We start from the raw sequence: 13961 nt of genomic DNA, 5'->3' as shown, positions 1-13961 counted from the left end.
TAATAATAAATTTAAATTTCTAAATAAGAAAAGAGTGAGCGGAATGAAAAGAGTGGAAACATTACAACGCTTAAAAAATGCTGGGGTAATTGCGGTAGTTAGAGGTAATAGCAAGGAAGAGGCTGTGCAGGCAAGCAGCGCAGTAGTTCAGGGTGGCATGAAGGGAATCGAATTAACTTTTACTGTTCCTAATGCAGATAAAGCGATTAGTGAATTAGTAGAGTTGTATAAGGATAATTCTGACATTGTCATTGGTGCAGGGACTGTATTGGACTTAGTAACTGCTCGTTTAGCTATCATGGCTGGAGCAGAATATATTGTTAGCCCAAACTTTGATAAAGAAACTGCAGAATTATGTAATCTTTATCAAACACCATATCTTCCAGGGTGTTTAACCATTACAGAAATGAAAGAGGCATTAAAAGCAGGAGTAGATATTATCAAGCTATTCCCAGGTAGCGCTTACGGTCCAAGTATTGTATCCGCATTTAAAGCGCCGATGCCGCAAGTTAATATTATGCCAACAGGTGGAGTAAGCTTGGAAAACATGGAAGAGTGGTTTAAAGCAGGGGTAGTAGCAGTTGGAGTTGGAGGAAATCTATTAGCACCTGTGGCAAATGGAGAATTTGACAAAGTTACAGAGATTGCTAGTCAATATATGGATAAATTTCATCAAATTAAAGGAGCATAAAGATGGGAAAAGTAGTCACATTAGGTGAAATCATGCTTCGTCTTTCAACGAATTCTGGAGTTCGCATTGCTCAGGCTGATAGTCTTCATGCTCACTATGGCGGAGGAGAAGCAAATGTCGCAATTTCACTTGCCAATTTTGGTCACGATGTCTATTTTGCTAGTAAAACTCCAGAAAATGGCTTAGGAGAAGGAGTAGAAAAGCATTTAAATCGCTATAGAGTACATACTGATTTTCTTTTAAAAGGAGGATCTCGGTTAGGTACTTATTATGTAGAAGCTGGAATTGGTGAAAGAGCGGCAAATGTCATTTATGACCGCGCAGGGTCAAGTTTTGCTGAAATGACGGAAAGTGAGTGGCAAATGGAAGAGCTATTTAGCAATGTTGATATCTTTCATATCTCAGGAATTACCCCTGCATTATCCTCTGATTGGAAAAAAATAACAATAACCCTTATTAAAGCGGCAAAAGACGCTGGCTGCAAAATCAGCTTTGATATAAACTATCGTGGGAAATTATGGTCCCAAAAAGAAGCAGGAGAGACGATTTCAGAAATTTTGCCACATGTAGATTATTGTTCCGCAGGCAAGCTTGATGCAATCTATCTTTTGGGAATCACTGAATACACTGGCGATGAGAATGAATTAGCCTACTACTATCAAGAGATACAGAAGAAGTTTCCGAATATTTCTATTTTATATTCTACGAAAAGAAACGTGCTTTCCGCTAGTAGCAATGAATTAATAGGAACACTATGGAAGAACGATAGCTACTATGAATCTCAAAAACATCTAATTAATCCCATTGTTGATAGAGTAGGCGGAGGAGATGCTTTTGCGGGAGGCGTTCTTCATGGAATATTAGTCCAAAACGCTCCTCAGGAGATTATTAATTTTGCTACAGCTGCATCTGCTTTAAAACATACTATTTATGGTGATTGTAATCAATTTAGCGAACAAGAAGTAACGAGCTTTTTATTAGCTGGATCTGGAAAAATAAATCGATAGAAGTATTTTAAAATGCAAAATGTGCACAACTTCCACGTGATGGCTAAGTATGAGGAGAATAAAGCATTTAATGATGAGTAGTAAACAAATTAAAAAATCTTGGTGAAGGTTCTCACCAGGATTTTTTATAATGGCAATATAATTGTATTTTTACATATTTCAATAATTATCCTCAAATGAAAACTGTTCCATTTGCTGATTTATAGTACCATAACTAACAGTGTCTATTGTATAAAATTTGTTTCTGCAATGGTGAAAAGATCTCGATTATTTCCACTCCTTTTATAGTATATGTTTTCCTCAATTTAAATGTAAATCCTTATAGAAATCTCTAAATCCTAACATATAGAGGGAAGGATATTCAAAATAAACTAATCATATTTGAATAAAAACGAGCTTTTTTACCCCTTTGGATAACACAGAGTATTTTCTCTATTTCTTTAAACTTAGTTATTTATGGTGATTATGATATGATATCTAGTGTAGAGGAATAGATATTGTTATTATTTATTGTTTTTTTCAAGGCGCAGTTATCGTCTAATCGAAGTGGCTACCACATCGAGAAAGACTTACATAGAGGTGATTTAATTGATTCATATTGGTTTAACTGGATGGGGAGACCATACAAGTCTTTATGGAAAAAATACTTCATCGCAGAATAAATTAGTGGAGTATGCTGGTTATTTTCCGACAGTGGAAGTAGATGCTTCTTTTTATGCCGTGCAACCAGTGCGCAACGCAGAATCTTGGGTACGGAAAACACCAGAATCCTTTCAATTTATAGTAAAGGCATATCAAGGAATGACAGGACATAACCGCGGGGACATTCCATTTTCTTCCCATGAAGAAATGTTTTTTGCGTTTATTGACTCCTTAGTTCCTTATATAAAAGCAGGAAAACTTGCTATGGTATTATTTCAATTTCCACCATGGTTTGATTGTACAAAGGAAAATGTCCAATACTTAAGAGCTTGTAAGAAGAAAATGGGTGATATACAATGCGCCCTTGAATTTCGACATCAATCATGGTTTGATGAAAAGTATCGGAAAAGTACGCTTCAGTTTATGAGAGAAGAGAATTGGATTCATAGTATTTGTGATGAGCCACAAGTAATGCCAGGGTCTGTTCCTACTGTGTTAAAGGCTGTTGGTGAGGAAAAGGTGCTAATTCGTCTTCATGGTAGAAATTACTATGGATGGCAACAAAATAACAATCCAAATTGGCGAGAGGTTCGCTATTTATATCGCTATAATACGATGGAATTAAAAGAATGGGTCGAAAATATTAGTCAGCTTGAAAAGGAATGTAAAAATGTTTATGTTCTTTTTAATAATAACTCTGGTGGAGATGCTGCTGACAACGGCAAAGAACTTATTGAATTACTAAATATAGAATATACGGATTTAGCTCCAAGACAATTAGATTTATTTTAAAATAGTTAAGAAATAAGAAGAAGGATAATATCCTTGGTAAATAATTACCTTTAAAATAGAGAAAATACAAACACAAGGAAGGCGAGAAGATGGAGGTCATCCACATATATCATACCAATGATTTACATAGCCATTTTGAAAATTGGCCAAGAATTTATGAATTGCTGCGTGAAAGAAAAAAATGGCATGAAGAGGCTGGCGAAGCTGTTTATTTATTTGATATAGGCGACCATTTGGATTTGTCTCATCCTTATACTGAAGCGACGAAAGGTAGAATTAATACAGAGCTATTAAATAAAGAGCGCTATGATGCAGTGACAATTGGGAACAATGAAGGGATTACCTTGCCATATGAGGCATTAGATCATTTATATGATGGTGCCTTATTCGATATAATTGTTGCAAACCTTTATAAGAAGAACGGAGAACGACCAGCATGGGCTATCCCTCATCAAATATATACTACCGCAAAAGGAACAAAAATTGGTGTAGTTGGCATTACTGCATATTTTGAACAATTATATGAGCTTTTAGGATGGAAGTTGACAGAACCCATGCAAGAACTATCTAAGCAAATAGAAGAGCTTAGAGGACAGGTAGACATCATTATATTGTTATCCCATTTAGGAATAAATGATGATGAGATGATAGCAACAAATTTTCCAGAAATAGATGTTATTTTGGGTGCACATACACACCATATTTTTCATCAAGGAAAAATAATGAATAATAATCTCCAAGGTGCTGCCGGAAAGTATGGCTATTATGTAGGCCATATTGAAATAAAGATTGATGATTTAAAGAAAGTAATGGATAAAAAGGCAATATTATATGAAACAAGTAAATTGCCGATAGCGAACGAGGAAGAAGCCATCATTGAAGATTATTACTTGCAAGGGAAACAAGCTTTATCAGAAAAAGCTGTTACCATTGATGAGTACTATTCTCGTGAAGTTCTTGCGAAAATGCTCTGTGAAAAATTAGTCTCATGGTGTCATTCTGATTGCGCCATCCTTAATGAAGGATTAATACTAAATGGCTTACAGCCAGGGGATGTTACTTTCTTTGATTTATTATCCATTTGTCCACATCCGATTAATCCATGTAATGTTACCTTAACAGGAGCTGAATTAAAGGAAATTTTGCTTGATATGAAAGCAGAAAAATGGGAGACGTTGCAGGTGAAAGGTCTCGGCTTTAGAGGGACTTTAATGGGGAAAATGATTTCAGCGGGAATTACAGAAGAAAAAAGTGGAGAAAGAGTTAGATATTTTATACAATCTAAAGAAATACTAGCAGATCAGAACTATGTCATTACAGTGCCAGATATGTTGACGTTTGGTAATTTCTTTCCATCTATTTATCGAGCTGCAAAGAAAGACTATTTTCTTCCTGAATTTATGCGTAATATACTTGCAGAAAGGTTGCGAAATAGGATAAAAGCATAAGGAGCTATTTTTTTGTGGAATTTTGAAATGCAAGAATTTAACTAACACAGATTCCTCCTCTTTTGAATATAATTACCATGAAGGTAAAGAGAGGAGTGAGCACAAAGTATTATGATTGATGTGTATCCTGTTGATATCAATGGACATACTTTTATTGCGGTCTCAGTACTATTGCCTAAAACTACCTTGCTTGCAGTGAAAAATGATAAGGGGTATATCATGTGCGGTGCGCTAGATATAGGATTGTTAAATGATAAGCTAAAGGACAGAAAGATAATTGCTGGAAGAGCAGTTGGAGTTAGAACGATTGAGCAATTACTAGAGGCGCCTTTGGAATCAGTTACAGTAGAAGCGGAGACTTATGGAATTCATAAAGGCATGATAGGCAAAGAAGCGTTACTGAAAATGATTTAATAATATAAGTGTACAGAAAGCTTAACGAATGGGGAATTTTATTTTCGTTAAGCTTTCTTTCTATAAGGAATAATTTTCTTTTTATTTTCAATAGGTCTAAAGAAACAAGAGGAATTGTACGATATAATAATTATATACAAAAATAATTAGGAGCCATTAAAGCATGAAATTAGTTGGGACGAAAAATATACAAGAAGGTGCCATCTTAGCAAAGCCCATTTTAAATGATCGTGGAAAGGTGTTAGTAAATAGTGGGGTGCGACTAGAGGATAGAATTATTAAAAGGCTGCTTGATTTTGGCGTCAGCTACGTATATTTGGAGGATAAGCATACAAAGGATATAGAAGTAAATGCTGCAATTTCAGATCAAGTTAAGATGGAAGCGATGAAAACGATTGAGAATAGTTTTCAGGCCATTAAACAGACAGATTCTTCCAATGTATCAATGGTAATGGAAAAAAACACTCCTATTTTTAAAAAGCTAGTTGGAAAAGTACTAGCAGAGTTAAAGAATAATGAAGATCTATATTCTATTATGTCAGATGTATATTTGTATGATAATTATATTTTTTCACATAGCTTAAATGTTACCATTTATACATTGGCATTAGGTTTAGAATTAAAACTTTCTCCTAAGCAGATGGAAATTATCGGATTAGGGGCTATTTTGCATGATATTGGTAAAATGAGCATTCCTTTAGAGATTTTAATGAAACCAGGAAAATTGACAGAAGAGGAATATGAAATAGTAAAGAGCCATGCAGAGGCAGGATTTGAAATCCTAAGAAATGTCCAGGCTCTTCCGTTATTAGTTGCTCATTGTGCTTATCAGCATCATGAGCGTTTGAATGGAACTGGTTATCCTAGGGGTTTGATAGAAGAAGACATACACTTATTCGGGAAAATAATTGCTGTTGCAGATGTATTTGATGCAATAACATCAAATCGTGTTTATCATGATGCCCTATTACCACATGAAGCACTAGAAATTTTATATACTGGCTCGAGTCAACTGTATGACGCGAAAATTGTCGAAGCTTTTAGAAGGGCAATTGTTCTTTATCCAAATGGATTAAGTGTAAAGCTAAGTAATGGAGAAAAAGGAATTGTCTGCAAACAAAATAAAGGAATGAATGAAAGACCGATTATTCGAATAATTGAACATGATGGTAAAGAAATCACTCCTTACGATTTAGATTTAAAAGAAGATTTTTCTATTCTCATAACGGAATGTGATACGATTCATCACCCATTATAGACTGCACCAATAATGGCGATAAGAATGAGCAAATTCATCTTATCGCCAGCGAACTTAACGAAATTTTTATTTTTTATTTTTTATTTCGTGCTCTTATCTGTTCTTGTCTTTCCCATAATCGTAAGTGAGCATACGGATCAAAAGACCATTCTGTATATCCATTATCTTTATAGATTCCATAATGCAGATGTGGCGGGAATTTTCCTGACGTTCCTGGTGGTCCATATCCTGAACTCCCAACCCCTCCGATTAGCATACCTGGTTCGACTATCATACCTGCTTTTATATCTTTAGAAAATCCACTTAAATGGGCAAAATAATGATAGTTATTGTTAATATCTCTTATGCCAATTCGCCATCCACCATAATTATTCCAACCTTTCATTTCGACAATACCATAGGAAGTCGCTTTCACAGGGACACCATAGTCTGCAAAAATGTCGGTTCCTTCATGGATACGTTTTCCTCCCCAGCCGCGTGCATCCCCCCAAGTACTTCGGTAGCTATGATTACTTCTTAACGGAAGAGGGAAGGCGTGATCATCCAAATTTAATCTTCCAAAATGTTTATATATTGCAGCTTTTCCCATTATGATACTTACTGTTTTATCTCTTTTATAGTAATTCCATAAACCGATTCTAAAGTTATCCTCATCCACTCCGTATTGGCTTATATAATTAGAGAATGCGGAGAGGATATCTTCATCATTAAATCGATCTGCCTTTCCATCTCCATTACCATCTGCTCCCAGTCCTCCAAATAAAGGAATGGTTAAAGGATTGGTATCATCGGAATTTGGATTGATAATGCCTGCCCATTTTTCTTTTGTAAAATAAATCCCAGTAAGACCTTCTGCTTTTGGGATATCTTTTCTTGCGGAGCGAATATTTCTCTCATATTGATCGACAGCCGCTATATAATACCAAGGTATTTGATACAACGCTTCGACTTTGTTATACAGTTCCATTCGTTTCGTATAAGGATCATTCGTTTTTTCAGTCGCGTATGTGACAGTGTTAGGTAGTAAAAACATAAGTATAATGATTAAAAACATGAACCTGCGCAAAAGATAATCCCTCCCTTCATATTCTGTCGTTATATTTTGTGAAGTAATAGGAAAAAAATAATTATCAATTAATGGTAATCTTTATAATCAATAACTTGTAGAGGTATTTGCATTATGTTAAAGTGACAAATGAAGTGGGGAATTCCTTCTATTATGTGTAACATTACAAAGTTTTCTGATTGGATATTGTTATACAATACTGTTTTTAGGTAAATGATGAAAATTATTTTACTAGGAGATGAATATGGTGTCAGAGAAAAAACAAGAATATTTACGCAAGCCTGAATGGTTGAAAATTAAGTTGAATACGAATGAAAATTATACAGGTTTGAAAAAAATGATGAAGGAAAAACAACTACATACAGTTTGTGAGGAAGCAAAATGTCCAAATATCCATGAATGTTGGGCTGTAAGAAGAACAGCGACATTTATGATTCTAGGAGATACTTGCACAAGAGCTTGTCGTTTTTGTGCAGTAAAAACAGGCTTACCGACAGAACTAGATTGGCAAGAGCCTGAAAGAGTTGCTGATTCTGTTTTTACGATGAATTTAAAGCATGTCGTCATTACTGCTGTTGCAAGAGATGATTTAAAAGACGGCGGTGCAGCTGTTTTTGCAGAAACGGTTCGCGCCATTCGCAGAAAAAATCCATTCACCAGCATTGAAGTACTACCTTCCGATATGGGAGGCGTAGAAGAAAACCTACGTATGTTAATGGATGCTAAACCTGATATCTTGAACCATAATATTGAAACAGTAGAAAGATTAACCCCTAGAGTACGTGCAAGAGCAAAATACCATCGTTCCCTTGAATTTTTACGCAGAGCAAAGGAAATGCAGCCTACTATACCGACTAAATCTAGTATTATGATCGGTTTAGGAGAAACAAAAGAAGAAATTGTTGCAACGATGGATGATCTCAGAGAAAATAACGTTGATATTATGACAATAGGGCAGTATTTGCAACCAACTGCCAAGCATTTAAAAGTGCAAAAATATTATCATCCAGATGAATTTAAAGAATTGAAAGAAATTGCATTAAGTAAAGGATTTAGCCATTGTGAAGCAGGACCATTAGTTCGTTCTTCTTATCATGCAGATGAGCAAGTGAATGAAGCGAAAAAGAATCAACAAATGGCTGAACATGCAAAAGAAGCTTAAAAAAGATCCCTTCTGGGGGTCTTTTTTGTTGTCTAAGCGGAAAAAATTTTTGAGTTTTTCATGGATCCTAAGTGTACCCCTATATATTTAATGGAATTATTTATATTACATAAATCACGATTCGCCAAAATGATTAAAACATAAAAAATATAAAATTCTGTTTTTTATAGGAAGAAATTATTGCTTTTGCTATGTAAATATCCTTCCTAAGGTTATAATGAAAGTGGGTAATATTATGATTAGACTATATATATGAAATCCATATAGGTTTTGAGGTGATACGATTGGTTTGTATTAATAACAATTGTTATGAACTGATTGAAGAAAGAAAATCAGGTTTTAATGAAGAAGCGTTTAAAAATAGATTTAGTGATATATTATCAAAATACGACTATATTGTCGGAGATTGGGGCTATGGACAATTAAGACTACGTGGTTTCTTTGATGACAATAATCAAAAATCAAGCTTTGACACAAAAATAAGTACATTAACAGAGTATTTGTATGAATATTGTAATTTTGGCTGTGCATATTTTGTAGTGAAAAAAACGAAATAGTATTTAGCAATCCTTCCGATTATGCTTGAAGAAGGAGCTTCCATTCTGAAAAAAATGAGAAATGGGTCTGTTTTGAAGCGGTGTTTTAATAGGATATAGCTTTTATTATTGTAACTTGGCATAAGCTACTTGATTTTTTAAATAAATCTATATCTATAAACCGTTTCTTACAAGTAAGGTAAACCTTTAATGTTTTTCTACTCTACATTTAAAAAATTCCTAAGTGCTGCTTTTTGCAAGTAATTGCTTGAATTGTAAGCACAAAAAGTAAAGGAAAAGTCCATCGCAAGAGATGTAAAATGCTTATTTGTAACAGGAAAAGTTGGCTTTTGAGAGGAATGGAGCTATGAAATATCAAGAAAATATATATTCAAGGTTATTCAATTGGGGGAAATTATTGTTACCAGCAAAATGTATAAAGTATTTTCCACCCTCATTTGTTTTACGAGACCCTATTATTCATCAAGTAGAGAAAGCAATGAAGAATGGATATGAGGTGACCGTTGTTGTAATTGATATAATAAATTTACATAGAATCAAGCAACAATTAGAAGTGCGGGATTTTTTAGAGTATATTCGGTTTCTAAAAAAGTCTTTTCGTGCAACGATTCAATCATTGGATATTTCAAATGAATTTATGGCTATTCATGATTTCAGCCCAAATAGCCTGACAATGTTTATTAAATGGAAGCAAGGAACGGAATGCCTACCACTCCTGGATGATCTAATAAAAAGTATTATACATAATGTTGAAAGAGTTTTTCGAGAAACAGGGAGGGTTCAACCTGTATTTAATTCTGGGTATATGTTTATCGAGAAAAAATATACTTATCTTCAGGATGCCATTCAAACGGCTTATGAATTAGCGCTTGCAATGGCACATAAAAGATCTGATACAGAATTCAATAAATTAGTCCATGAATTAAGCGATATTGTCGCCCATAAGCGTATTTGTTTATTAGCCCAGCCAATTATGGATGTAGAAACAAATAAAATTCATGCCTGTGAAATGCTGACAAGAGGACCAAAAGGAACGGCATTAGAAAATCCTCTTCAATTGTTCTCCTTAGCAAGGCAAACAAAATTCTTGTATGATCTTGAAATGATTGTTCTGGAAAAAGCTTTTGAACAAATTCAGCATACAAAATGGAGGCACAATATCTTTATTAACTTTACACCTGTTACAATAGGCAATCCAAGATTTATTAAAGATATTAAAAATGTTATCCGTCGATTTAAAGGGATTTCCCCCAAAAAAATAACGATTGAGATTACGGAGAGAGATTCATTTGAAGGTTTAGAGCATTTTTCTAATAATCTGAAAGTGTTAAGAATGCTTGGTTTTTTAATCGCGGTAGATGATACAGGAGCAGGCTATGCAAGCCTTCATTCTATAAGTGAAATTATGCCAGATATTATAAAAATTGACCGGTCTGTTATCCAGAATATTGATAAAAATTCAGTGAAAGAATCAATGCTAAAAGGGCTGCTTCTCATCGCTAAAGAAGTAGGTTCAGTTGTTGTTGCAGAAGGCATCGAAAGTGCAGAAGAAGCCTCTGTTTTATCAAAGAATAAAGTTGATTTAGCTCAAGGATATTTCTATGCCAGGCCAACTAGCTTAAGTGATCACTTACAAATCTCATAAGGCACGGAAGGAGAAGTCGCAATTATGTATTTTGTAGACCGAGAAAAAATAGATGAACAATTACGCTATTATCAGGAACTTATCCGTCAATTTGAAAATCAGGATACTTGGAATACTTTTTTGGAAAAAGTGGCATTGGAAAGAATTACACATTTAATGATTGAAGTAATTTTGGATGTGGGAAATAGTATGATTGACGGTTTTATTATGAGAGACCCTGGAAGCTATGATGATATTGTAGATATATTAACAGATGAAAAAGTAATTACTACAGGAATAGCAGAAGACATGAAAGAGCTTATTCTGTGGAGAAAACAGCTTGTACACCATTATACAGATATCAATCATCAGAAATTGGCTGCTGCATTTGCACAAAATATGAATTCGATAAAATCGTTTATCCCGTCTGTGAAGGATTACTTAATTCATGAACTCGGTCCTGTGTCTGCATTTAAAAATTAATGTATATGAAAATGTATCATTAGAAAGGATTTTGGATAAATGAAAGCTTATAAAGGATATTTAATCGATTTAGATGGCACAATGTATCGTGGTACAGAAGTGATTACAGAGGCTGCTGAATTTGTCAAACGATTAATTGCCGCAAGAATCCCTTATTTATATGTCACAAACAATTCAACAAAAACGCCAGAACAGGTAGCACAGAAGCTACGGGAATTCGATATACCAGCAAAAGCAAGTGAGGTATTTACCTCTGCAATGGCATCAGCAAATTATATTGCGGAAAGGGCTTCAGAAGCCAGCGTATTTATGATTGGTGAAGTAGGGCTTCAACAAGCTTTAATTGAAAAAGGCTTAAAGCTTGTTGAGACTTCTGAAAATGTCGATTATGTAGTTGCTGGACTTGACCAGAAGATTACCTATGAAAAACTGACGATAGCTTGTCTGGCTGTACGCAATGGAGCAAAATTTGTGAGTACAAATGGTGACACTGCTTTGCCAACTGAACGGGGATTATTGCCAGGTAATGGTGCTGTTACATCTGTAATCACAGTGAGTACACAACAACAGCCAATCGTGATAGGAAAACCAGAATCCATTATAATTGACCAAGCAATCAAATTACTGAACATGCCTAAAGAAGATGTTTTGATGGTAGGAGATAATTATCAAACAGATATAATGGCAGGAATGAATGCAAATATGGATACACTTTTAGTCCATACAGGTGTAACTACCAAAGAACAATTAGGTGACTACTCCATCCAGCCAACTTATACGGTAGATAGCTTAATGGATTGGGATGTAAAAAAATAATTAGGTTAAAAAGAGGACGCTTCGCAAACAAAGTATACTTATTGTTTACTTGTTTCGAAATGTCCTTATTCAGCTGTTTTAGCCTTATTCTTCCCCTTTTGCACGGTGAGCTAGTCTGCTGGAAGCTGCTGCTGCAATGGCACCTACAATGTCATCTAAAAAAGTATGACACTCTCCAGTGCTCTTATCATTAAGCCTTTGTAAAATACCTGGCTTTAATTTATCGACATATCCATAATTCGTAAATCCGATCGAGCCATACACATTAACAATAGAAAATGCAAGTACCTCATCCACTCCATAAAGTCCTTCATCTGTTTCTACAATTTCTTGAAGTGGAGATTCTAATAGTTTTTTTTCTGCTAACACATCTAATTGTATCCCTGTAATTATAGCGTTTTGTACCTCGCGTTTTGACAGGACACGTTCCACATTATGAATACAGTCATCCATTTTTAAATCATTATGATATTTCTCTTGTAATATATATACAAGCTTCGCAATATCCTCTATGTTAACTCCACGTTCATGTAACCACTTTCTTGCTGTTTTTTCTGTTAGGTCTTTTAATGACATGAACTTCACCTTTTCTTTTGTTTATTCACTATGTAGTCACAGTGTTTATTATTATATGCATGAAAGTCGATAAATGTTCCTATACTCCCCTATTGTTTCCTTAAAGTCTGATATTCATTAATTTAATCCACTTAACAAGTTTTTACATACAACATCATATACTCCTAAAAGAGAGGATAGGAGGGGGAAGCATGATTCGTAATATTTTATCTGCAAAATATGGGATTGAAGTAGAAGAAGAAACGAGAATTGGGCATTATGAAGCCTGTATTAATGAAGGAAAGCTATATACACTCGTTCCAGTTGGAAGGGTAGAGGAAGATGAGCTGGCAGAAAGAGACCAAATAGCAGCACATATATACCAAACTGGAGACCATCATGTTAGCATGATTTTAGAGTCAAAAGAAGGAGAGAAATATACAGAAATAGATGAACAGCATTATTGTGTGATAATGAATAATCGGTTGCGGCCTTTTCGTTCGCGTCAGTTGGGAAGAAAGCTCGGAAAGTTTCATTTTAGAGGAAGAACGGTGCAATTTGGTGTGCAAAAAATTAGCAGGATGGGCCAATGGAAGAGCATGTGGGAACAAAGAATGGATCAGATGGAAGGTTTTTGGAATGGTATGTTATATAAAGAACCGGAAAGTGAATTCGATAAGTTGTTTCTAGAATCTTTTCCATATTATATGGGAATTGCTGAGAATGCAATCCAGTATCTTGTCGATACAGAGCTAGATGATGATCCCAATGCAGTGGATAGTGGAACGATTTGCTATAATCGTTTTACAAAGGATACGTGGGCAGGGGAATATTATATTAAAAATCCATTTGATTGGGTTTTTGATCATTGTGGAAGAGATCTTGCGGAATGGACAAGAGACCGTTATTTTAGAAATATTAAAACATATCATAGAGAAGTAAAAACATTTTATGAGGAATATCAAAGTGTTATGCCGCTAAGCTCTTTTGCATGGAGACTAATTTATGCAAGATTGTTATTTCCCATTCATTATGTAGAATGTGTGGAAAATTACTATTCTGCTACACATGAAGCAGATCGATTGTTTCTAGAAGAAAGGCTAAAGAAAATGCTCAATCAATCAAGAGACTTAGAAATATTTCTCAAGGAATTTTATCAAAACACAGAAGTTCCTGTAAAAACAATGAAGATACCGATTGTTACTTGGTTATAAACAGACAATGTGATAATAAGACCTTATTAACGTGGCTGTACGCCACATTTAATGGGGTCTTTTTTTACTATCGAGAAAACAGTAGCTATGTGCAAACGTTGCCTGAATAGGAAGAGCAAACGTTACAGAGGAATACATCGAAAATGTAATCTTATGCTGAAATCTAAAAATACATAAAATTTATAATTTTCCTTTTAGTATTGCATTAAATTCCTTTATAATAGATTAAATA

General features: G+C 34.6%; 14 protein-coding genes. 12 read left to right on the top strand and 2 right to left on the bottom strand.

From position 1 onward, the window contains the following. The first annotated feature begins 43 nt into the window (after positions 1 to 43). From QQZ16_RS13535 to QQZ16_RS13510, 6 genes are all read left to right on the top strand, one after another. Positions 44 to 691, top strand: coding sequence for a bifunctional 4-hydroxy-2-oxoglutarate aldolase/2-dehydro-3-deoxy-phosphogluconate aldolase (locus QQZ16_RS13535; protein WP_031536318.1), 648 nt, complete (start codon positions 44 to 46; stop codon positions 689 to 691). A 2-nt stretch (positions 692 to 693) separates the two neighbouring features. Further along, the gene (locus tag QQZ16_RS13530) at positions 694 to 1698 is read left to right on the top strand and encodes a sugar kinase (protein ID WP_235248135.1); all 1005 of its coding nucleotides are present in this window, start codon (positions 694 to 696) and stop codon (positions 1696 to 1698) included. Positions 1699 to 2286: 588 nt separating this feature from the next. Further along, positions 2287 to 3132: a DUF72 domain-containing protein gene (locus QQZ16_RS13525; RefSeq protein WP_235248133.1), complete on the top strand. Its 846-nt coding sequence runs from the start codon at positions 2287 to 2289 to the stop codon at positions 3130 to 3132. 89 nt (positions 3133 to 3221) lie between these two features. Further along, positions 3222 to 4580, top strand: coding sequence for a bifunctional metallophosphatase/5'-nucleotidase (locus QQZ16_RS13520; RefSeq protein WP_235248131.1), 1359 nt, complete (start codon positions 3222 to 3224; stop codon positions 4578 to 4580). Positions 4581 to 4691: 111 nt separating this feature from the next. Further along, positions 4692 to 4994 carry a YunC family protein gene (locus tag QQZ16_RS13515; RefSeq protein ID WP_031536311.1) on the top strand — a complete coding sequence of 101 codons (303 nt, stop codon included), beginning with the start codon at positions 4692 to 4694 and terminating at the stop codon, positions 4992 to 4994. A 163-nt stretch (positions 4995 to 5157) separates the two neighbouring features. Further along, complete coding sequence (locus QQZ16_RS13510; RefSeq protein ID WP_235248129.1) at positions 5158 to 6252, top strand: HD-GYP domain-containing protein; 1095 nt, start codon at positions 5158 to 5160, stop codon at positions 6250 to 6252. Between the two features lie 73 nt (positions 6253 to 6325). On the opposite strand, the gene QQZ16_RS13505 is transcribed toward QQZ16_RS13510, so the two are convergent. Then, entirely contained in the window at positions 6326 to 7306 is a 981-nt protein-coding gene (locus QQZ16_RS13505; protein ID WP_235248407.1) for a M23 family metallopeptidase, read from the bottom strand. A gap of 259 nt (positions 7307 to 7565) precedes the next feature. Here QQZ16_RS13505 and lipA point away from each other — a divergent pair, with 259 nt between their 5' ends. From lipA to QQZ16_RS13480, 5 genes are all read left to right on the top strand, one after another. Continuing rightward, positions 7566 to 8480 carry a lipoyl synthase gene (gene lipA / locus QQZ16_RS13500; RefSeq protein WP_235248127.1) on the top strand — a complete coding sequence of 305 codons (915 nt, stop codon included), beginning with the start codon at positions 7566 to 7568 and terminating at the stop codon, positions 8478 to 8480. Between the two features lie 284 nt (positions 8481 to 8764). Continuing rightward, complete coding sequence (locus QQZ16_RS13495) at positions 8765 to 9037, top strand: YutD family protein (RefSeq protein WP_031536307.1); 273 nt, start codon at positions 8765 to 8767, stop codon at positions 9035 to 9037. A gap of 346 nt (positions 9038 to 9383) precedes the next feature. Beyond that, a complete protein-coding gene (locus QQZ16_RS13490) occupies positions 9384 to 10682 on the top strand; it encodes an EAL domain-containing protein (protein WP_235248125.1) in 1299 nt (432 codons plus the stop codon). Positions 10683 to 10706: 24 nt separating this feature from the next. Then, positions 10707 to 11144, top strand: a complete 438-nt coding sequence (locus tag QQZ16_RS13485; protein WP_235248117.1) for a DUF86 domain-containing protein — start codon at positions 10707 to 10709, stop codon at positions 11142 to 11144. A 39-nt stretch (positions 11145 to 11183) separates the two neighbouring features. After that, positions 11184 to 11960, top strand: coding sequence for a TIGR01457 family HAD-type hydrolase (locus QQZ16_RS13480; protein ID WP_235248115.1), 777 nt, complete (start codon positions 11184 to 11186; stop codon positions 11958 to 11960). Positions 11961 to 12044: 84 nt separating this feature from the next. Here QQZ16_RS13480 and QQZ16_RS13475 read toward each other — a convergent pair whose 3' ends face one another. After that, positions 12045 to 12536, bottom strand: a complete 492-nt coding sequence (locus QQZ16_RS13475; RefSeq protein WP_031536302.1) for a phosphatidylglycerophosphatase A family protein — start codon at positions 12534 to 12536, stop codon at positions 12045 to 12047. 191 nt (positions 12537 to 12727) lie between these two features. On the opposite strand from QQZ16_RS13475, the gene yutH reads away from it, so the two are divergent. Next, entirely contained in the window at positions 12728 to 13729 is a 1002-nt protein-coding gene (gene yutH, locus QQZ16_RS13470) for a spore coat putative kinase YutH (RefSeq protein WP_235248106.1), read from the top strand. Positions 13730 to 13961 lie beyond the last annotated feature (232 nt).

Source organism: Bacillus sp. T2.9-1, assembly GCF_950097965.1.
GTDB lineage: Bacteria > Bacillota > Bacilli > Bacillales > Cytobacillaceae > Niallia > Niallia hominis.
This window is presented reverse-complemented; position numbering and strand designations above follow the sequence as displayed.

Excerpts from the sequence above, each read along its gene's own strand:
- QQZ16_RS13535 (WP_031536318.1), top strand. The coding sequence starts at position 44 with ATGAAAAGAGTGGAAACATTACAACGCTTAAAAAATGCTGGGGTAATT.
- QQZ16_RS13530 (WP_235248135.1), top strand. The coding sequence starts at position 694 with ATGGGAAAAGTAGTCACATTAGGTGAAATCATGCTTCGTCTTTCAACG.
- QQZ16_RS13520 (WP_235248131.1), top strand. The coding sequence starts at position 3,222 with ATGGAGGTCATCCACATATATCATACCAATGATTTACATAGCCATTTT.
- QQZ16_RS13515 (WP_031536311.1), top strand. The coding sequence starts at position 4,692 with ATGATTGATGTGTATCCTGTTGATATCAATGGACATACTTTTATTGCG.
- QQZ16_RS13510 (WP_235248129.1), top strand. The coding sequence starts at position 5,158 with ATGAAATTAGTTGGGACGAAAAATATACAAGAAGGTGCCATCTTAGCA.
- QQZ16_RS13505 (WP_235248407.1), bottom strand. The coding sequence starts at position 7,306 with ATGTTTTTAATCATTATACTTATGTTTTTACTACCTAACACTGTCACA.
- QQZ16_RS13490 (WP_235248125.1), top strand. The coding sequence starts at position 9,384 with ATGAAATATCAAGAAAATATATATTCAAGGTTATTCAATTGGGGGAAA.
- QQZ16_RS13485 (WP_235248117.1), top strand. The coding sequence starts at position 10,707 with ATGTATTTTGTAGACCGAGAAAAAATAGATGAACAATTACGCTATTAT.
- QQZ16_RS13480 (WP_235248115.1), top strand. The coding sequence starts at position 11,184 with ATGAAAGCTTATAAAGGATATTTAATCGATTTAGATGGCACAATGTAT.
- QQZ16_RS13475 (WP_031536302.1), bottom strand. The coding sequence starts at position 12,536 with ATGTCATTAAAAGACCTAACAGAAAAAACAGCAAGAAAGTGGTTACAT.
- yutH (WP_235248106.1), top strand. The coding sequence starts at position 12,728 with ATGATTCGTAATATTTTATCTGCAAAATATGGGATTGAAGTAGAAGAA.